Genomic DNA, 18,740 nt, shown 5'->3' with positions numbered 1-18,740 from the left:
CAATGCGTTCCGGCGGAATTCCGCAACCCCTTGCAACCCTCGCCCAACAGGAGGAACGATGGCCGTGTCCGGCCCCCGCATGGCTCTGGCCGCACTCGCCGCTCTCGGCGCGGCGGCGGTATTCACCGCCCCGGCGAATGCCGCGCACTACGGAAATGGCATTTACGTATCACCTGATGCCCACATCGCCGAGGACGGCACGATCCACCTTTTCGGGTCCTACCACTGCACCGCGCCGTCACCCTCGGGAGCGGTTCAGATCAAGGCGACCGTCCACCAGAAGGACGTCCGCCTGAGCATCGGCGGCGGTGACGCGCGGTGCGACGGCGCCGAGCACGACTGGGCGGCGCACGGCACGCTCCGGTTCACCCCGGGCGTGCACGCCGGCGAGGCGCTGGCCAAGGCCGAGCTCCAGGAGATCCGCTTCGGCGGCGGCCTGCTGCCGCGGTCGGTCGACACGGTCGCCGAGGACACCCACCCCGTCACGGTGTTCGACCACCGGGACCGCTAGCCCCGCCGCGTGCGCGAGGACGCCCCGTCCGGTAGCCGCCGCTGCCGCGACCCGGGCGTCAGCGGCACCACCGGCTGCACCGCTGCCACCGGCTTGACCGCCGCCACCGCCTTGACCGCTGTCACCGCCGTCACCGCCGTCACCGGCACTCGGGCGCGACGTCCGTCATCGACATGAAGGCCACCGTCTGGCACCCCGGGTCCGAGTGCGGGCGCCCGGTCGTCCAGTCCACCACCTTCGGCACCCCGGCCGCGAGCAGCAGCACCGCCAGGGCGCCGGTCACCGCACGCCTGTTCAGGCGGCGCACTGCGGAATCCGCGAAATCCGTTCCATGGCCGCATCATCACGCCGCCCCACGGGCCCCACAACTCGGCGTGAGCAGCCGGTCACGGTGCGCTCCGGGCCGCGCTGCCCGCCGCGTCGAACTCGCACCACACGGCCTTGCCGTCGCCCCGGGACTCCACCCCCCAGTGCGTGGCCAGCGCGTCCACCAGCAGCAGCCCGCGCCCCGTGGTCGCCGACTCCCCCGGGGTCCGCCGCCGCGGCCACACGCTGGAGCGGTCCTTGACCCAGAGCCGGATCCGCCGGACCGGCTCCGGCAGCACCTCCATGGTCAGCACCGCTCCGCCGTCAGTGTGCAGCAGGGCGTTGACCAGCAGCTCTCCCGCCGCCAGCTCCACGTCGTCGGCGAGCTCCGGCATGCCCCAGTCGCGCAGCGCGTGCCGCAGGGCGTAGCGGGCCTCCGAGAGGCCTTCCGGGTCCGCCTGGTGGACGTACTGGTGGATGCGCGGAGCCCGGTGGGTGCCCGGGTCCGGGGCCCTGCGCAGGACGAGGAGGGCCACGTCGTCGCCGGAGCCCCAGCGCTCCCAGAGCCGGTCCGAGAGGTGGTCGGCGAGCGCCCCGGCCTCCTGCGGGCCGGTGCGGACGGCGTGGGCGAGCGCCTCCATGCCCTGGGTGATCTCGGTGCCGGGCTCCTCCACGAGACCGTCGGTGCACAGCACCAGGGTTTCACCGGGGACCAGGTCGAGCCGGGTCTCGGGGAACTCCTCCTGCTCGAAGACCGTGGCCAGCCCGAGCGGCAGGCCTCCGCGCACCTTGGGCCAGCCCGTTCGCCCGTCCGTGTGCCGGATCAGCGGTCCGAGGTGGCCCGCGCGGACCGCCCGTACCCCGCCGGTCTCCAGGTCCACCTGCGCGTACATGCAGGTCGCGAACCGTTCGGTGTCCAGCTCGGCCAGGAAGCGCGAGGCGCGGGCCAGCACGGTGGACGGGGGATGGCCCTCGCCCGCGTACGCCCGCAACGCGATGCGGAGCTGGCCCATGATGGCGGCGGCGTGCGTGTCGTGGCCCTGTACGTCGCCCACGACGATGCCGACGCGGTCGCGGGGCAGCGCGATCACGTCGTACCAGTCCCCGCCGACCTCGCGCCCGCTCCAGGCCGAGTGGTAGCGCACGGCGATCTCCCCGCCGGTGATCTCGGGGATCCGGCGCGGCAGCATGGCGGCCTGGAGCATGGTGGCGAACTCGCGCTCCTGGTCGAAGAGGAGCGCCCGCTGGAGCGACTGGGCGACGATGCCGGCCAGGCCCAGGCAGAGGTTGCGCTCCTCGGGGCTGAAGCCGGTGCGGCGGCGGTAGAACATCACCAGGCCGCCGATGGCCTCGGCCTGCGCGATGAGCGGCAGGTAGGCGGCCGCGTCGTACTGGATGCGGCCCATGTAGTCGGAGAGCAGCGGGAACTCCTGCGCCAGCTCCGCCAGCGAGGTGGCGAAACGTGCCTTCCTGCTGAGCACCGCCCGCGACAGCGGAAGCGAGCCGTCGAGCCGGGTGAACTTGCGCTCGCTGAGGATCTCCAGGGACTCCCCGCTCAGCGCGATGATCTTGATGTGGCCGCCCTCGACCAGCCCCAGCGCCAGCCCGTCCGCGCCGAGCCGTTCCAGGGCGCCCGCGCCCGTCAGCGTGGCCGTCACGTCGTCCACCGTCACCGCCCGCGACAGGGCCTCCGTGGTGCGCTGCACGATGGTCGCCTGCTGGGCGCGCGCCGATTCCAGCTTGCGCAGCACCGTGAGGTGGGCGAGCTCGGCCGTCGCGTCCCGGACGATGCCGAGGATCCGCACCGGGGTGCCCTCCGCGTCCCGGACGACCCGGCCCTGGGTGTGCGTCCACTGGTCGCGGCCGTCGCGCCGCTGCACCGTGAAGTACTGGCCGTACGTCTCCTCCCCGTCCTCCAGGGCGCCCTGGACGGTGTCCTGCAGCCGCGCCGCGTCATCGGCCGGAATCCGCAGCCCGAGGCCCTCGGGGGTGCTGTCGAACACCTCCGGGTCCAGGTCGAAGACCGTCATCCCGGCCTCGTCCAGCGCCATGGTCCCGGCGGCGAGGTCCCACTCGAAGCTGCCCATGCCGTTGAGCGCGAGCCGCTCACCCGGCCCGGTGAGGGGGCCACCGGGGCTCTCCGGCCTCTTGTCGCGTCGCTCCGCCGCTGCCACGAGACTCACACCACCTAACGGCCGGGCCAGCACGGCTGGGAAATGAGCCGCTCCCACTCCTCGTCAGGATGCCCCGGAAGGGTGCGTCCGGCCTCCTGCCAGCGCCTGACGAGGGAGAGGTAGATCGTCGAGGGGTCGTACGCGGCCTGCGGATACGGGGCCTGGGGGTACGCGGCCTGCGGATACGGGGCACTCCCGTACTGGGCCTGCGGGTACGGGCCGCTCGCGTACGGGGCCTGCGGGTGCCGGGGAGCCGCCCTCGCCGTGGCGGGCTGTTCGCTCCGGCTGGCGGGAATCCTCACCCAGCCGCGGCCCTGTGCTCGCTCAGCGCCCATCGCGACACCTCTCACCTCGTGTGGCTGGCTCTCACGCTCTGTGCCCGGCCGCCGGAGCCCGGTCGCTCCGGGTCGCACCGGTGGAACCCGTCAGCGGGCTCCGGGCCCCCAGACGCTTGCGGACTCCTGACACCAGTCTCCCTGCCGTGAAGCCGGCACCGTGCACGAATCGCATGGAAGGGCCGAATGAGGGAGCCGTCAGCAGCCCCGCGAAGAACAGCCCCGGCCACGAGGACTCGAACCCGGCACTCAGCTCCGGCGTCCCGCTCTCCCCTACGGTGACCAGCGCGGCCCGCAGCCCCGCGTCGAGCAGCTCCAGCCGGGCCAGATCCGGGTGGAAGCCGGTCGCGGCGATCACGTGCGCGGTGTCCAGCACGACGGACTCCCCGGCGGCGGTGGACAGCCCGAGCCGGGTCCGCCCGCCCACCGGGACCGCCCGGTGCAGCCGGTGCCCGAGCAGCGCCGGGACCCGCCGCTCGAAGCGCTCCCGCAGCCACCAGGCTCCGGCCGGACCCAGCGCGGTCGCCGCGATCCGCTCCCGGGTGGGCGCGGGCAGCAGCCGCACGGCCCCGGGCAGCTCCGACCAGGCCCAGCTGCGCCATCCCGTGCCGAGGCCGCTGTGCGGATCGCGCAGGGCACGCAGCGGGGTGCGCCGCAGCGGCTGCGGCACCGTGTTCCAGTTCAGCCGGGGGCGCCGGGCGACGAGGCAGGGCCGGGCCCCGATCTCCGCGAGCAGGGCGGCGGTCTCCAGGGCCGCCTGCCCGGCTCCGAGCACGGCGACCTCGCGGCCGGCGAAGCGGGTCAGGTCGCGGTGGCCGCTGCTGTGCGAGTAGTGCTCCGCGGGCAGGTCCCGCAGCGCGTCGGGGTACCGGACGAAGGGCATCACGCCCACGGCCAGCGCGACGGTCCGGGCGAGCAGGGGCGGCCCCTCGGCGGTGCGGATCCGGAAACCCTCGCCTTGCGGGGTGATTTCGGTGACGGTCGCCTCCTCCACCGGGGGTGCGGCATGCCGGGCGAACCAGAGCCCGTACGCGCTGAACGTCCCGATGGGCAGCGGAGTTCCGTGTTCGGCCGCGATCCCGCGGCCCGCGCAGTACTCGGCCAGCGTGTAACGCCCGCCGGGCGCCGACAGGTTGGAAGACCACGGCTCCGACTTCAGGTACATGCCCTGGGGCATGTGGTCGCGCCAGGAAGCCATGGGCCGGCCGAGCACCCGCACCCCGAGCCCCGCACCGGCCGCGTGCGCGGCGATCGAGAGCCCGTAGGGACCCGCCCCGACCACCACGAGGTCGTCCATCCGTGTCACCCCAGTCACTCCAGCCTCATCATTCAACCGGGTCATTTGGTTCATCTGGTTCGTCCGGTACGCCCGGTCCGGGTCGCCGGCTTCAGCACCTCACCGGGTCACCGGGGCACCGGCTCACCGGCTCACCGGGCCACCGGGCCACCGGCTCACCCGCTCACCGGGTCACCAGCTCGTCCGGTTCCGCCGGGGCCTCCGGCGGGGCCGGCCGGGAGGCCGGTCCGCCCGACGCTGCGGGCGGACCCTGCTCCCGGCCGCGCTGGCGCGGGGTGCGGACCACCGCCCGGGCCGTGCGGCGCCCGTGCGCGGGAACCCCGCGCAGCACCCGCCCGGCCTTGTCCGCGCCCCGCCCCAGGAAGGCGCCGAGCATCGCCAGGAACGGCATCAGGTCGTCGGCGGCGAACCACGCGGCCTCCACCCGCCCGCGCTCCACCCGCCCCCGCTCCCCGCGCGGAGCCGTCCGTACGGACCGGTCCGCCTCCGCTCCCGCGCCCGCTCCCGGGGCCGGAGCCGGGGCCGCGGCGCGGCGCGGGACCGAGCGGCCGCGTACCGCCGCGAGCAGGGCGTAGTTCTCCGCCACGAAGACCCGGCCCGGGCCGCCGGACGGCTCCGGGACCCGCTGGCCCGTCAGGTCCAGGTACATCGCCTGGACCACGTCCAGGCCGCTCGCGTCCGTGAAGAGCCTGAACTGCGCTCCGGGACGGGGGTTGAAGTCCACCAGCCGGAAGACGCCCCGCTCGTCCCGGCGGAAGTCCAGGTCCAGGATCCCCTGGTAGCCGAGCCGTTCGGCCAGGCGCAGCCCCGCCTCCTCCACCGCCGGATCCGGCAGCCACCGCCCGACCGCCGTCAGTCCCGTCCGCACCGGCCAGGACAGCTCCTTGCGCCCGGACCCGGTGATCAGCGGGTGCCCGTCGCGGGCGAACGCGCCGTGGAAGAACCAGTCGGTGTCCGGCCCGGCCGGCAGGAACCGCTGGAGCAGCAGCCTGCTGCCCGCCTCCGCCGACCGCTCGTAGAGCCGCCGCGCCTCGGCGGCCGCGTGGACCAGGGTGGTGCTGCGCAGGTCCCCGCCCGGCGGCAGCAGCCACGGCCGGCTCCACTTGGCGATCACCGGCAGCCCCAGCCGCCAGGCGGCCTCCGCCGCCTCGGACCCGCTCGCCGGGATCACGGTCTCCGGGTGCGGTACGTCCCACCGGGCGCACAGCCGCGACAGCTCGGCCTTGTCCGCGACCCGGGCGGGCAGGTCGTCGGGCTGATGGGGGATCCGGAAACGGTCCGTCAGCATCGGTGCGATCCGGGAGACCGCGATCGCGCTCAGATCGTCCATGGCGATGAGCACGGCCGGGCGGCCGATCCGCTCGGAGACCCCGGTCAGGCACTCCAGCAGCGCCTCGGGCGCCTCCGGGTCCACGCCGCCCGAGGGCCCGGGATGCACGGCACGCAGGTAGCGCGAACGCCCCATGGGACCTCCCCCGGCCTCGACGACGGCATGGACCTCCACGCCCACGCGCCCAAGGGATCTGACGGCGCCGAGGGTTCCGTGGTGGAACGGATTCCGATCGAGTCTGAGCAGAACTGCGGGCAGTTGGCTGGGATGCGCGTGCATGGGAACGGTGTCTTTCACCTAGTCGGACCAAGCGAGGGGGATGCGCAGGTGCGAATGGCCTACGCGAGTGTCACCGGACAGGCCATTCGTCAGATGTGATGCCTAACGTCTTTGGTAAGCACACCGATTCAGGAAAGCTCGGGAGACGCCATGCCCAGACCACGTCGCCGACTGGCGAGTACCTGCATCGGCACGGTCACGGCCGGACTGCTCGCCACCGGGGCCGCCCTCGCGGCCCCCGCGGACCAGGGCGGGGGCTCCGACATCGCCATGGGCGCCTACCTCGACTACGGGCCTCCGGGAGTCGCACGGATCCCGTACCTGTCGCGCTGGCTGGGCGGCAAGGAGATCCGGGTCGGGCACACCTATCTGCCCGGTGACCAGTGGGCCGGCATCGAGGGCAACGTCGATTTCCTCGAGGACTGGGCCGAGTGGCGCCAGGAGCGGGACGACCGGATGTTCGTCCTCAACGTGCCCATGCAGGAGCGCAACGAGGCCCGGGTCCCCGACTACCAGGTGGCCCAGCTGATCCGGGCGGGCGCGGAGGGCCAGTACGACCGGCACTTCAAGAAGCTCGCCGAACGGCTGGTGGCGCTGGGCGTCCCGGACACGGTGATCGTCCTGGGCTGGGAGATGAACGGGGACACGTACACCCACCGCTGCGGGCCCGATCCGGAGAACTGGAAGGCCTACTGGAAGCGCGTCGTCAACACGATGCGCTCCGTGCCCGGCCAGAAGTTCAAGTTCGATTTCACCCCGAACCGCGGCACCGACGCGATCGGCTGGACCAAGTGCTACCCGGGTGACGACGTGGTCGACGTCGTCGGCATGGATTCGTACGACCAGGGTCCCGGCCGGACCTTCGACGACCAGATCAGCCAGCCGTACGGGCTCCAGCAGCACGTCGACTTCGCGAAGGCACACGGCAAGGAGATCTCGTACCCGGAGTGGGGGCTGTTCCGCAACGGGGACAACCCGGAGTACGTGCGGCGCATGCTCCAGTGGATCGAGAAGCAGAAGCCGCTCTACCACACCATCACCGACTACTGTCCGCACGGCGTCTGGCAGTGCAAGCAGAACCCGGCCTCGGCGAAGGCCTTCCGCGACGCGCTGACGCCGCAGAAGCCCGGCCCGGTGATCCCGACGCCGGTCGTCCCGACACCCCCCGTGGTGCCCACTCCCGTGATCCCCACGCCCGTGATCCCGACCCCGCCGATCCCCACACCGGAGATCCCGACGCCGGTGGTACCCGTGGTGCCCCCGATCCCGCCGATCCCGCCGATCCCGATCCCGGAGGTACCCAGCCCCGAGGTCCCGGTGGCACCGATCCCGGAGGTCCCCGTCGCACCGAGCCCAGCGGTCCCGGTCGCACCCACCCCCGAGGTCCCGGTCGCACCCACCCCCGAAGTCCCCGTCGCACCGAGCCCGGAGGTCCCGGTCGCGCCCACCCCGGAGGTCCCGGTCGCGCCCACCCCGGAGGTCCCGGTCGCGCCCACCCCGGAGGTCCCGGTCGCGCCGAGCCCGGAGGTCCCGGTCGCGCCGAGCCCCGGGGTCAGCCCGGTCAGCCCGGTCGTCCCGAAGCCGACGCCCGAGCCGACCCCGCCGCCCCAGCCGACCCCGCCGATCACACCGCCCGTCAACAGCAAGGAGTGGTGCATCCCGCTCAACTTCGGCGAGTGGCTCTCCAAGCTGGTCGGCAAGCAGGCGGTCTGCGTCAAGGTCGACTGGGGCCAGGACTCCGGCTTCTGGCCCTTCTAGCCAGTCCAGCCAGTCCAGCCCGTCCAACCCGTCCAGCACGTCAGAACGCGTCATCGCACTCGCAGTTCGTTGAGCCGCGCCCGCCAGTCCCTGGCGGCCGGCAACGCCTCCCGCAGTACGTCCACCGCCCGCCCGCGCCCCGTCACCTGCGACTCGTGCAGTCGCAGCAGGGGCGCGAGCGCGGCCGTGGCCATCAGGAGGCGCTGGTTGACGACCGTCTCCGGCCGCCAGTGGTTCTTGTACGGTTCGCTGCCGCGCAGGAAGCTCACCACCGGGCGGCCTTCGGCGAGCGCCCGGGTGGTCTCGTAGCGCAGCAGCAGCGTGGCCACGTCCACCTTCCGCTCGCGCAGGTCCGGATCGGCGCCGTAGAGGTAGCCGCCGCTGAGCGCGCCCGACAGCAGCGTGAGGTTGGCCGCCACCACCTTCCCGTCGAGCCGGAACTCCGCGAGCCGTCCCTCACCCGCCCGCACCATCCGCCGGGTGGCCCGGGTCAGGTGCTCGGCGAAGCGCGGCTTGAGGTGTTCGGGGGTCACCCCGCGCCCGCGCCACTGCTTCTCGTGCAGCCGCAGCAGCGTCCGTACCGCCCGCGGCACTTCCTGCTCGGTGACCTCGTGCTCCTCGATCCCGGCCGCGTCGGTCTTGCGGAGCTTGGCCCGCACCCGCTGCGCGCCGGAGGCCGGCATCCGCTTGACCAGCTCGTCGAAGGGCATGGCCGGCAGCTCCATGCAGGTGGAGTCGGCCAGCTTGCTGCCGATGCCGGGCCAGGCCGCGTACACCGCCTCGGCGGCGGCCCCCGGCCGGACCTCGCGCAGGTCGACGACCGCGCCCCGGGCGGCCCGGTGCAGGCCGTTGGCCAGTGCCGGGACGACCTGGTCGGCGTACTCCCCGGCCACGAGCACGTCGAAGTAGTCGGTGATGCCCCCGCCGAGCGGCACGAGCAGCGGCAGCGGCCGGTGTACGAGCATCAGCGCGGCCGCGCCGACCAGTTCCTCCCCGCGCCGCACGAGGACGATCCGGAGCCGGCCGTCCTTGCCGTACGACAGCCACCAGGAGTGCAGCCAGGCGTGGCTCTGGAACGGGGTTGCGGTGGGACAGCCGCGGACGAGCCGGTTCCACGGCTCCTCCAGCGCGGCGAACTGCCGGGGATCGCGGCACAGCGTCACCGACAGGGCCCCGGCGGAGCCCGACGTCATCGAACGGACTCCTTCTCCTTGGTCTCGCTGTGGTCACCCTGCGCGGGCAGCGAGGCGAACTCCGGTGCGGCGACGGCCCCGGAGTCCACCGTCTGCCCGTCCGGCTCGCCCCGGCGGCGCGCCGCGGGCCGCGCCAGCATCCACAGCCCGCCCAGCAGCCCGCCGGCGCACAGGCCGACCGCTCCGCTGAGGGGGGCGGACGCCGAGGCGGGGGCGGTGGGCGCGACGGCCTGGTTGAAGAGGAGCAGCTGCACTCCGGTGTTCTTGGCGGCCTGGTTGCTGCTGAGCGACAGGGCGTCGGCGACGGCGTTCGCGATGTCGGCGGCCTCGCCCGCGCTCTTCGCGGTCCCGGTGATGGCGATCATCGGGGATTCGGGGGAGGTCTCGGCACGGACCTGCGTGCGCAGCTGCGCCACGGCGATGCCCGCCCGGGGCTGGGCGTACGCGAGGGTCGAACTGCTGGTGGCGATGCGGGCGTAGGCCTGGGCGAAGCCCAGCGCGGTGGCCGGCTCGGTGGTGTCGTCGGGAACGGCGACGACGTAGCTGGTGGCGGCGTACTCGGGCGCCTTGAGCACCCCGTACGCCCCACCCGCGGCCAGCCCCAGCACCGCGGCGGCGGGCAACGGCCACCACGCGGGGGGCGGCAGCAGCCGTACCCGGCGGCGGTGGGTGGACTTCTTCTTCTGATCGGCGGTGTCAGCCATGTGCGTGCCTCTATCTCTGTGACGGGTGATTGGTTCAGGCCCCTGCACGGGGACCCGAGGGGGTCGGATCAGCGGGCGTCCGGGACGCAGCCCCGGAATCCAGCCCCACCGGCGATTGAGCCGCCGGCGTCCGGGGCCCGGCCCCGGAATCCAGCCCCGCCGGCGATTGAGCCGCCGGGGTCCGGGACGCAGCCCCGGAATCCAGCCCCGCCGGCGTTTGAGGCGCGGGGGTCCGGGGGCCGGCCCCCGGCGACGGCGCCGCACCCTGGCGACCCGACCCGGAGCGGGACCCCGCCGGGGCGGGGACGGCACCCCGGGCGCGGGCCGGAGCGCTGGCCATCGCGAGGTCGTAGACGGAGAGCAGCTGCGCCGCACTCCGCGCGATGTCGTAGCGCCGCACGACCGCCGGCGGCGGCAGCCGCGTGGCGCCCGCCTCCATGTGCCCGCGCACCGCCGCGACCAGCTCCTCCGTGCCCGGGCCGATCCGCCGCGCCCCGGGGGCCTGGGCCGCCGGGAGGTCGTCGATCGCGGGGCACGTGACGTGCAGCACCGGCAGCCCGGCCGCCAGCGCTTCGACCACCGCCAGCCCGAACGCCTCCTCCCGCGAAGGGGACACGAAGACGTCCATCGCGGCGAGCAGCGCCGGGATCCCGGGCGTGCGCCCGTCCGCGCTGTCACCCAGCGGGTCCCGCTCCCCGAGCAGGTGGATCCGGCTCTGTGCGCCCAGCTCGGCGGCCAGCCGGCGCAGCGCGGCGCGCTCCGGTCCGTCCCCGGCCAGCAGCAGGTGCGCGCCCGGCAGCGCGGCCACCGCACGCACCAGTACGTCGAAGCGCTTGCCCGGCACCAGCCGGCCGACCCCGCCGACCACGAAGGCCCGCTCGGGCAGTCCGGTCCGGGCCCGCGTGGCCCGCCGTACGCCCTCGTCGAAGCGGAACCGCACGGCCTCGATCCCGTTCGGCACCACGTGCACCCGCCCGGCCGGCACGCCCCAGGCCTCCAGCCGGGCCGCCACGGTGTCCGACACCGCCACGGTCGCGGCTCCCAGCCGTTCGCTCGCCAGGTACAGGGCGCGTACCCCGCCCGACAGCGGCCGGCCCTCGATCTCGCCCTCCCCCAGGGAGTGTTCGGTGGCCACGCTGGTCCGTACGCCGGCGAGCCGGGCCGCGAGCCGCCCGTACACGCAGGCCCGGTACAGGTGCGTGTGGACCAGGTCGTACCCGCCGCGCCGGATGAACCGGGCCAGCTTCGGGAGCGCGCCCAGGTCGCGGTTGCCGTGCATCCCGAGGTGGACGACCCGGACCCCGTCCGCGCGCAGTCCCTCGGCGACCGGGCCGGGGTTGGTCAGCGTCAGGACGTCGCAACGCATCGGCATGTGCCGCAGCAGCAGCCGCAGTTGCTGCTCCGCGCCGCCGACGCCCAGGCCGGTGATGATGTGCAGCACCTTGTCCGCGGTCACAGCAGCACCGCCCGCCGCAGCTCGCGCACCTGGTGGCGTGCCTGCTTGATCCACAGGCGCGGTCCGCCGTCGGCCTGGCTGATGTGCGTACGGGGCATCGCGTGCGGTCCGGCGAGTCGCCCGGGGGCGATGGCGCAGGCGTAGCCGTAGCCGGCGTTCCGGGTCGCGGCGACGACCCGGGCGTCGAGGTGCCCGTACGGGTAGCAGAATCCGGCGGGCAGTGTCCCGGTCAGCTCCCGGATCAGCTCCCGGCTGCCCCGCAGCTCCTGCTGGAGCACGTCGTCGGGGGCCACGGTGAGGTCCTGGTGGAGCAGCCCGTGCGAGCCGATCTCCTGTCCTGCCGCGGCGACTTCGCGGATGCCCTCGGCGGTGAGGAGGGGCTTGCGGGGGCCGAGCGGGTCCCAGACGTTGTCCACGCCGAGCCGCCCGGGCAGGACGAAGAGGGTGGCGGTGCAGCCGTAGCGGCGCAGCAGCGGCAGCGCGCGGGTCAGGAAGTCGGTGTAGCCGTCGTCGAAGGTCAGGCCGACCAGCCCGGCCCCGCGCCCGGCGGCGCGGGCCCGCAGCAGTTCGCCGACGGACACCCCGCGCAGTCCCCGGGAGCGCAGCCACAGCAGCTGGGCCTCCAGCGCGTGCGGGGTGACGGTGATGCCGTACGGGTCCTCGGCGGGATCGGTGAACTCGACGACGGAGTGGTACATCAGGACCCACGGCGACGTGCCGCGGCGGGTGGGAACCACCGCGGCGGCGGGCGCCGTTTCGGTGTCAGCGGACATTGCGGAACCTCTGGGTGAGCTGGGAGGTGAGGTGAGCGGTGAGCTGGGCGAGCTGGCCCGGCAGGGCGGTGACCTCCAGGGCCCGTATGGCCATGCCGGTGGCCCCGAACATGGCCGGGACGAGCAGGCAGCCGAGTACGGCGCTGACCAGCGGGTCGGGGATCATCGGCCCGGCGATCCAGCCCGTGGCGCAGGCGGCGACGGCCGCGACGGAGAGCCGGCCGATGCTGACGGCGACCCGCCGGACCTGGATGGCGATGATCCGCGAGCCGAGCCCGGTGAGCAGAAGCACGGCGGTGGTGGAGATGCCGGCGGCGTTGGCGGCGGCGATCCCGTAGGTGCCCCACCAGCCGACGGCGAAGGCCCCGGCGACGATGTTGACGAGGAGCCCGGCGCCCATCGCGAGCGCCGGGAACCAGGTGGGCCGGGCCGTGGAGAAGAAGGGCCGCGACAGCGCCCCGACGAGGCAGTGGCCGAGCAGGCCGAGGCCGTAGACCCGCATGACGGAGGCGGTGGCCTCGGTGTCGGCGTGGGTGAACGCCCCGCGTTCGAAGAGGACCTGGATGATCTGGGGTGCGTAGCCGATGACGAGCGCGGTGCCCATGAGGACGGCGAGCGAGGCCAGCGCGAGGTCCTGTTCGACCCGCCGCCGGGCCTTCTCCCGCTCCCCACCGGCCATGGCCTGGGCGACGACGGGGAAGGTGACGGTGCAGATCATCAGGGAGAGCACCATCGGCATCTGCGCGACTTTTTGGGCGTAGTTGAGGTGCGAGATGGCGCCGGGCGGCAGCGAGGCGGCGAGGAACCGTTCGACCAGGACCTGGGACTGCCGGAAGACGGCGAAGAAGATCACCGGGGCGATGACCCCGAAGGCGATCAGGGTCGGCCGGTCCCGGTCGCGCTGGCTGCGCGGTGCGCCCTTGGCGCGGGTCGGGCCGAAGCCGACGTTGCGGATGAAGGCGGGCAGCTGGACCAGTGCCATCAGCACCCCGCCGACGGCGACCCCGGCCGCGGCGGCGCGCACCCCCCACAGGGCGTGCAGGGCGACCATCGTCCCGATGATGCCCACGTTGTACGACACGTAGATGGCGGCGGGGGGCACGAAGGAGCGGTGTGCCCTGAGGGCGGCGCTGAAGTACCCGGCGACCCCGAAGGACAGCACGGTCAGTGCGGTCATCCGGGTGCATTCGATGGCGAGTCCGGGATCCGGCAGCCCGGGGGCGAGCACGCCCACGACGAGCGGCGCGGCGACGATGAGTACGGAGGCCACGGCGGCCAGCAGCACGGCCAGCCGGGGCAGCGTCGCCCCGACGAGGAGCCGTACGGGGTCCTGGGCGCGGGCCTCCTTGCGGGTGAGCCCGGCGCGGCTGGCGGCCCGGCGGGCCAGGGCGTGGCTGAACGCGGGCACCATCAGCAGGGCCATGGCGTCCTCGATGAGCAGCGTCGAGGCCATCTCGGGGACGGTCCAGGAGATGAGGAAGGCGTCGCTGTCGTGCCCGGCGCCGAAGAGGTGCGCGATGGTCTGGTCCCGGACCAGCCCGAACACCGCCCCGGCGGCGGTCAGCCCGGCGGTCACGGCGGCCGCCTTGGCCAGGGCGCTGCCCGTGCCGCCGCTCGCCGGAGCCTGCGCGGGACCCGGGCCCGGCGGCCTCTTGCCCCGGCCGGGGCCGCCCGCCACGGCGACCCGGCTCCGGCCCCGGGCCGGTCCGCGTCCCTCCGGCTCCCGGTACGCACCGCGGCCCGGCCGGTGATCCGCCCCGGGAAGCACCCCGGTCTGGGACCCGGCCTGAGGAACGCTGCGCCCGGCGCCGGCGGGCACGGGAACGGTGGCGCCGGCAGGTTGAGGCACGGCGGAGCCGGCGGGCACGGGCACGGGCACGGCGGAACCAGCGGGTACGGGCACGGCGGAGCCGGCAGGTAGGGGCACGGCGGAGTCGGCGGACACGGGCGCGGCGAAGCCGGCAGCCCCGGGCCCGGCGGTGCCCGTCCTGAGGACGTCCCGGCCGCCGGCCGCCACGAACCCCGGGCCCCCGGCCGCACCGGGCCCGGTGGGCCCGGCGGCCTCGGGTACGCCCGTGTACCCGGTGCCCGGCGTGCCCGCGCGGCCCGGACCCGTACCGGACCCCGGACCGGGACCGGACCCCGGACCGGGACCGGGAGTGGCGCCGCCCCCGGCCGCACCGGACCCCACGGCGAAGGCCTGGTCCCCGGCGGAGCCCGGCGCGACGGGGCGCGCGGCGGGTGCGCCCGCGCCGGGCGCCGCGGGGCCGTCGGCCGGATGCGGCGGGCGGCCCGCAGCCGCGGCGACCTCGGTCGCCGCGGCTGCGGGCCGCCGCCAGGGCGTCGTGTCCGTCACCGGCCGGCCGCACCCTCAGGGGCCACTGCCCCGGCAACGGGGCCCGGCCCGTGCCCCGGGGCGGCCGCCCCGGCCGGCCCGGGCCCACCCGGACCACCGCCGGAGGCACCCGCACCGGGCCCTCGGTCCGAAGCAGCCGCCCCGGCCCGGGCGAGCCCGACCGGTCCACCGCCGGAGGCACCCGCACCCGCACCCGCGCGGCCCGCGGAGGGCAGCGCCCACCAGGCCGCCAGGCCGATGATCACTCCGGTCAGGACGGTCGAAGGGCCGCCGATGTCGGCGTAGAGGAAGTCGGTCAGCTGCCATACGAACAGGCCGGTCGCGACCAGTCCGCAGTCCCGCAGCGCCGGCCCTCCGGCCAGGCACCTGCGCAGGCCCGCGACCAGCAGCGCCAGCCAGCCGCCCGCCAGGGCGACCAGACCGGTCAGCCCCTGCTCGCTGAGCACCAGCAGGTACATGTTGTGCGGGGACAGCAGCGGCTGGCGGATGTACGCCTGCCCCGCGCCCGCGGTGTCGCTGCCCGAGGACAGCGCCAGTCCGGAGTGCGAGTCCCGGTTGGCCGGGAAGCCCTTCAGCCCCACCCCCACCACCGGTCGCTCGCGCCACATCGATTCGGCCGCGGCCCACATCGTGTAGCGGTCGGTCACCGACTGGTCGGGGGCGTCGGACACCTGCGTGATCGAGGTCAGCCGCTCCGCGACCATCTCGGAGCCGACGCCCAGTCCGCCCACGAGCACCACGCCCGTGGCGGCCAGCGCGAGCAGTACCTTCAGGGCCCGCCGGATCCCGGCCATGGCCATGACCAGCCCGGCCGCGGCGAAGGTCGCGATCCACGCGCCCCGGCTGAACGACAGCACCAGCGGGATCACCAGCAGCAGGGCGGCCGCCCCCGCCGCCCGCCGCACCCGCGCCGGAAGTCCCGGCGCGAGCGCGGCGGCCGTCGCGACGACCAGGCCGTAGGCGACCACCGTGGCCATGCCCATGACGTCACCGGGGCCGAAGGTGCCCACGGCGCGGATGTCCTCGCCCTGGTACGAGGCTCCGGTGTGGGTGGCGAACTGCACCACGCCCACCGCGCCCTGGACCAGTGCCAGCACCACGAAGCAGCCGGCGGCCAGCCGGAACTCCGAGGCGTCGCGCACCAGCAGCACGATCGCCGCCGGGACCAGCACGAACACCTGGAGGTAGCGCACGAACCCGGGCAGGGCCGCGTACGGGTCCCCCGCGGTCACCGTCGAGACGGCGAGCCCGACGGCGGGCAGGCCCAGGACGAACGCCCCGAGCGGGGTCAGCGTCCGCACCCGGCCCCGCAGGGCCTGGATCCCGCAGACGAGGACGAGCAGCAGCGAGGCGGCGTCGGCCGGGCCGACCTTCCCGGAGGCGGTCGCGTCACCCGCCGGCAGCGGGGCCAGCAGGGCCAGTACGGTCGCGGCGAGCGGAAGCAGCGGCCAGTGCCGGCTCAGCAGATCGGCGGTGTCCGGGCGTGCCCAGGACGTCGGTGCGGCAAGGCTCATGCTCAGCTGCCCCCAAGCCGGAAGCGGAAGAAGGAGGCCGCGGTGCGGGCCAGGATCCACAGGTCCTGCCACAGCGACCAGGTGTCGATGTAGTGGTTGTCGAAGCGGGCCCGGTCCTCGATGGAGGTGTCCCCGCGCAGGCCGTTGATCTGGGCGAGTCCGGTGATGCCGACCGGCATCCGGTGGCGGGCCTCGTACCCGGGGTGGACGCTGCTGAACTTGGCGACGAAGAAGGGCCGTTCGGGACGCGGGCCGACCAGGCTCATGTCACCCCGGACGACGTTCCACAGCTGCGGCAGCTCGTCCAGCGAGGACTTGCGCAGGAAGGAGCCGACCGGGCTCATCCGGCAGTCGCCGGCCACCGTCCACCGGGTCGCGGACTCGTGCGCGTCGGCGCGCAGGGTACGGAACTTCAGCAGGGTGAAGGGGCGCCCGTAGAGGCCGACCCGCTCCTGCCGGAAGATCACCCCCGGCCCGTCGGAGACCCGTACGGCGAGCGCGCAGACGCCCATCACGGGCGCGGCGGCGAGCAGCGCGGCCGAGGCGAGCAGGGAGTCGATGGCGCGCTTCGCGTAGCGCTCCAGCGGGCGGGCCGGGCGCGGCAGCAGCGGCTGGACGGCGTAGCCCCACAGCTGGTCGGCGGGCTCGGCGACGCGCATCCCGGTGACCTTGGCGGTGCCCGCCGCGTCGGCGAGCCAGAGCCGGCAGCCGTGGTCGTGGAAGAGCCGGACCAGGGAGGCGGTGCGCTCGTCGGCCTCGGGCGGGCGGGTGAAGACGGCGTGGCGGACGGAGTTCTGGATGACGGCGCGCCGGATGTCCTCGTGGGTGGCGAGTACGGGCACCCCCCCGGCCCCGTCCGCGACGGCTCCGGTATCGGCGAGCCCGACGGGCAGCAGCCCGTACTCGGGCCGCCCGTGCAGGGCGGCGGCCACCGCGCTCGCCCCGGCGCCGGGGCCGACGACCAGGGCCGAAGCCGGGCGGCGGGTGCGGGTGCGACGGCGGAGCTGGTTGACCAAGCCCCGTCCCGCGCAGGCCAGTACGACCTGGAGGCAGACGGCGCCGAGCAGCGCGCCCCAGCTCAGGGCCTCGCCCGGGGCGGCGGCGGCCAGCACGGCGGCGACGGCGCACCACAGCACGGCACCCCGTCCCGCGAGGGCGGGCAGCTCCAGGAGCGCGGAGGGGGCGAGCCGGGGCCGGTACAGCCCGGCCCGCGCGTGCAGCCCGGCCAGCACCGCGGCCAGCGGCAGGGCCGCCTCGACCGGCAGTTCCAGTCCGGGCACCGCTGCGGCCGTCACGACCACGGCCAGCGCGTCGGCGGTCAGCAGCGGGGTGACCCCGTCGCGGCGCCGGACCCGTTTGGGCCGGACGGCGGAGCGGGCCTGGTCGGCCTTGGGCCCGCGCGGCGGGTGGATGGCGGTCACGGAGCGGCGGACGGCGGTGGTGCCGCCGGCGCCGATGCCGGCGGCGCCGGCGGTACTCGTACTGGTGGTGCCGGTGCCTGCGGCGGGCCCCGTGCCGCCCTGCCCGGTGTGCCGGGCGGGTGCGCTGTCCATCGTCATCGGCTGATGCGCTCCTGGTTCAAGGGCCGGGGCCTGCCCAGCAGTTCGTGATACAGACCGGTGACCGCGTCCGTGGTGCGCCGCACGTCGAATTCCATCCGCGCGTGCCGCCCTGCCTGCTCCCCGAGTTCGGCGAGCAGCCGCGGCTCGGCGAGCAGCCCGCCGAGGGCCTTGGCCAGCGCCGTCGGGTCCTCCGGTTCCACCAGGCACAGCCGCCCCTGACCGGGCGGGAGGCTCTCCCGGGCACCACTGACGTCGGAGACCAGCACCGGCCGGCCACAGGCCATCGCTTCGAGCGGGGCGAGCGCCATTCCTTCCCACCGCGACGGCAGTACAACGAGATCGGCGGCCCGAAGCCACGGTCGGATGTCGAAGGCGGCCCCCGCGAAGTGGACTCCGGGCGGGGCCGCACGGCGCAGCCGCTCCGTATCGGGGCCGTCACCGACCAGCACGAGGCGGGCTCCGGGTACGGCGCCGAGCAGCTCCGACCAGGCCCGCAGCAGGATGTCCTGGCCCTTCTGCTGGCAGAGCCGGCCGACGCAGACGGCGAGCGGCCCGTCGCCCTGGAAGGCGGCGGGCAGGGGCAGTTCGGCGCGCGCCCGGGCCTTGTCCTTGACGGGGTCCGGGTCGGCGGGGCGGAAGTGACCGAGGTCGACTCCGTTGCGGATCACCGACCAGCGGGCGTCGATGCCCTCGGACTCGCCGGTGCGGCGTTCGGCCTCGCTGACGCAGAGCACCCGGTCGGCCCAACGCGCCCCGAACCGCTCCCAGCGCAGGGCGAGCGCGGCGGTGGCCCCGCCCACGGCGTCGAAGGACCAGGCGTGCGGCTGGAAGACGGTCGGGATGGTTCCGCGCACGGCGAGCCGTCCGGCGAGACCGGCCTTGGCGCTGTGGGCGTGCAGGACGTCGGGGCGGACCCGTCCGATCAGGCGGCGCGCGCCGAGGACTTCGGCGGCCAGGCCCGGTCCGGGGGCCCGTCCGGCACGCCAGGTGAGCACCTCGGCCCCGGCCTCCCGGGCGGCCGCCGCGAGCTGTCCGCCGCGCGGGCAGCCGACGACGGTGCGCAGTCCGGCGGCGGACTGGGCGCGGACGAGGTCGACGACGACGCGGGCGACCCCGCCGTCGACCGGCTGGACGAGGTGGAGGACCACCGGTGCCCGGCCGGGCACCGGTGAGGAGGGCCCGGAGGGGGAAG

General features: G+C 75.1%; 15 protein-coding genes. 2 read left to right on the top strand and 13 right to left on the bottom strand.

Going from position 1 to position 18,740, the window contains the following annotated elements; all coding sequences use genetic code 11:
- Positions 1–58: 58 nt before the first annotated feature.
- A complete protein-coding gene (locus tag OG904_RS17485; protein ID WP_405491960.1) occupies positions 59–511 on the top strand; it encodes a DUF6299 family protein in 453 nt (150 codons plus the stop codon).
- 139 nt (positions 512–650) lie between these two features.
- On the opposite strand, the gene OG904_RS17480 is transcribed toward OG904_RS17485, so the two are convergent.
- The 5 genes from OG904_RS17480 to OG904_RS17460 all read right to left on the bottom strand — a co-directional run bounded on the left by OG904_RS17480 (position 651) and on the right by OG904_RS17460 (position 6,088).
- Positions 651–818 (bottom strand): hypothetical protein, encoded by a 168-nt coding sequence (locus OG904_RS17480; RefSeq protein ID WP_405491958.1) that lies wholly within the window; start codon positions 816–818, stop codon positions 651–653.
- 79 nt (positions 819–897) lie between these two features.
- A complete protein-coding gene (locus tag OG904_RS17475) occupies positions 898–2,991 on the bottom strand; it encodes a SpoIIE family protein phosphatase (RefSeq protein ID WP_405498080.1) in 2,094 nt (697 codons plus the stop codon).
- Positions 2,992–3,005: 14 nt separating this feature from the next.
- Positions 3,006–3,326: a hypothetical protein gene (locus OG904_RS17470; protein WP_405491956.1), complete on the bottom strand. Its 321-nt coding sequence runs from the start codon at positions 3,324–3,326 to the stop codon at positions 3,006–3,008.
- A gap of 31 nt (positions 3,327–3,357) precedes the next feature.
- Positions 3,358–4,623, bottom strand: a complete 1,266-nt coding sequence (locus OG904_RS17465; protein ID WP_405491954.1) for an NAD(P)-binding domain-containing protein — start codon at positions 4,621–4,623, stop codon at positions 3,358–3,360.
- Positions 4,624–4,786: 163 nt separating this feature from the next.
- Positions 4,787–6,088, bottom strand: a complete 1,302-nt coding sequence (locus OG904_RS17460; RefSeq protein ID WP_405491952.1) for an ATP-grasp domain-containing protein — start codon at positions 6,086–6,088, stop codon at positions 4,787–4,789.
- 294 nt (positions 6,089–6,382) lie between these two features.
- Here OG904_RS17460 and OG904_RS17455 point away from each other — a divergent pair, with 294 nt between their 5' ends.
- Positions 6,383–7,990 (top strand): glycosyl hydrolase, encoded by a 1,608-nt coding sequence (locus OG904_RS17455; protein WP_405491950.1) that lies wholly within the window; start codon positions 6,383–6,385, stop codon positions 7,988–7,990.
- Between the two features lie 50 nt (positions 7,991–8,040).
- On the opposite strand, the gene OG904_RS17450 is transcribed toward OG904_RS17455, so the two are convergent.
- The 8 genes from OG904_RS17450 to OG904_RS17415 are packed head-to-tail and all read right to left on the bottom strand — an operon-like array spanning position 8,041 to position 18,714.
- Entirely contained in the window at positions 8,041–9,183 is a 1,143-nt protein-coding gene (locus OG904_RS17450; protein ID WP_405491948.1) for a GNAT family N-acetyltransferase, read from the bottom strand.
- A complete protein-coding gene (locus OG904_RS17445) occupies positions 9,180–9,887 on the bottom strand; it encodes a lipopolysaccharide biosynthesis protein (RefSeq protein WP_405491946.1) in 708 nt (235 codons plus the stop codon). Before OG904_RS17445 ends, OG904_RS17450 begins: the two co-directional genes overlap by 4 nt.
- Positions 9,888–9,921: 34 nt before the next feature.
- Positions 9,922–11,343, bottom strand: a complete 1,422-nt coding sequence (locus OG904_RS17440) for a glycosyltransferase (protein ID WP_405491944.1) — start codon at positions 11,341–11,343, stop codon at positions 9,922–9,924.
- Positions 11,340–12,116 (bottom strand): polysaccharide deacetylase family protein, encoded by a 777-nt coding sequence (locus OG904_RS17435; protein WP_405491942.1) that lies wholly within the window; start codon positions 12,114–12,116, stop codon positions 11,340–11,342. The genes OG904_RS17440 and OG904_RS17435 overlap by 4 nt, the downstream gene beginning before the upstream one ends.
- Complete coding sequence (gene murJ, locus OG904_RS17430) at positions 12,106–14,472, bottom strand: murein biosynthesis integral membrane protein MurJ (RefSeq protein ID WP_405491940.1); 2,367 nt, start codon at positions 14,470–14,472, stop codon at positions 12,106–12,108. Before murJ ends, OG904_RS17435 begins: the two co-directional genes overlap by 11 nt.
- Positions 14,469–15,986: an O-antigen ligase family protein gene (locus tag OG904_RS17425; RefSeq protein ID WP_405491938.1), complete on the bottom strand. Its 1,518-nt coding sequence runs from the start codon at positions 15,984–15,986 to the stop codon at positions 14,469–14,471. Before OG904_RS17425 ends, murJ begins: the two co-directional genes overlap by 4 nt.
- Positions 15,987–15,988: 2 nt before the next feature.
- A complete protein-coding gene (locus tag OG904_RS17420) occupies positions 15,989–17,545 on the bottom strand; it encodes an exopolysaccharide biosynthesis polyprenyl glycosylphosphotransferase (protein WP_405491936.1) in 1,557 nt (518 codons plus the stop codon).
- Complete coding sequence (locus tag OG904_RS17415; RefSeq protein WP_405491934.1) at positions 17,542–18,714, bottom strand: glycosyltransferase; 1,173 nt, start codon at positions 18,712–18,714, stop codon at positions 17,542–17,544. The genes OG904_RS17420 and OG904_RS17415 overlap by 4 nt, the downstream gene beginning before the upstream one ends.
- Positions 18,715–18,740 lie beyond the last annotated feature (26 nt).

It is taken from the genome of Streptomyces sp. NBC_00096 (genome assembly GCF_045041305.1).
Taxonomy (GTDB): domain Bacteria; phylum Actinomycetota; class Actinomycetes; order Streptomycetales; family Streptomycetaceae; genus Streptomyces.
This window is presented reverse-complemented; position numbering and strand designations above follow the sequence as displayed.

Coding starts and splice junctions, on each gene's coding strand:
- OG904_RS17435 (WP_405491942.1), bottom strand. CDS start 12,116: ATGTCCGCTGACACCGAAACGGCGCCCGCCGCCGCGGTGGTTCCCACC.
- OG904_RS17425 (WP_405491938.1), bottom strand. CDS start 15,986: ATGAGCCTTGCCGCACCGACGTCCTGGGCACGCCCGGACACCGCCGAT.
- OG904_RS17450 (WP_405491948.1), bottom strand. CDS start 9,183: ATGACGTCGGGCTCCGCCGGGGCCCTGTCGGTGACGCTGTGCCGCGAT.
- OG904_RS17460 (WP_405491952.1), bottom strand. CDS start 6,088: ATGGGGCGTTCGCGCTACCTGCGTGCCGTGCATCCCGGGCCCTCGGGC.
- OG904_RS17465 (WP_405491954.1), bottom strand. CDS start 4,623: ATGGACGACCTCGTGGTGGTCGGGGCGGGTCCCTACGGGCTCTCGATC.
- OG904_RS17485 (WP_405491960.1), top strand. CDS start 59: ATGGCCGTGTCCGGCCCCCGCATGGCTCTGGCCGCACTCGCCGCTCTC.
- OG904_RS17420 (WP_405491936.1), bottom strand. CDS start 17,545: ATGACGATGGACAGCGCACCCGCCCGGCACACCGGGCAGGGCGGCACG.
- OG904_RS17445 (WP_405491946.1), bottom strand. CDS start 9,887: ATGGCTGACACCGCCGATCAGAAGAAGAAGTCCACCCACCGCCGCCGG.
- OG904_RS17470 (WP_405491956.1), bottom strand. CDS start 3,326: ATGGGCGCTGAGCGAGCACAGGGCCGCGGCTGGGTGAGGATTCCCGCC.
- OG904_RS17455 (WP_405491950.1), top strand. CDS start 6,383: ATGCCCAGACCACGTCGCCGACTGGCGAGTACCTGCATCGGCACGGTC.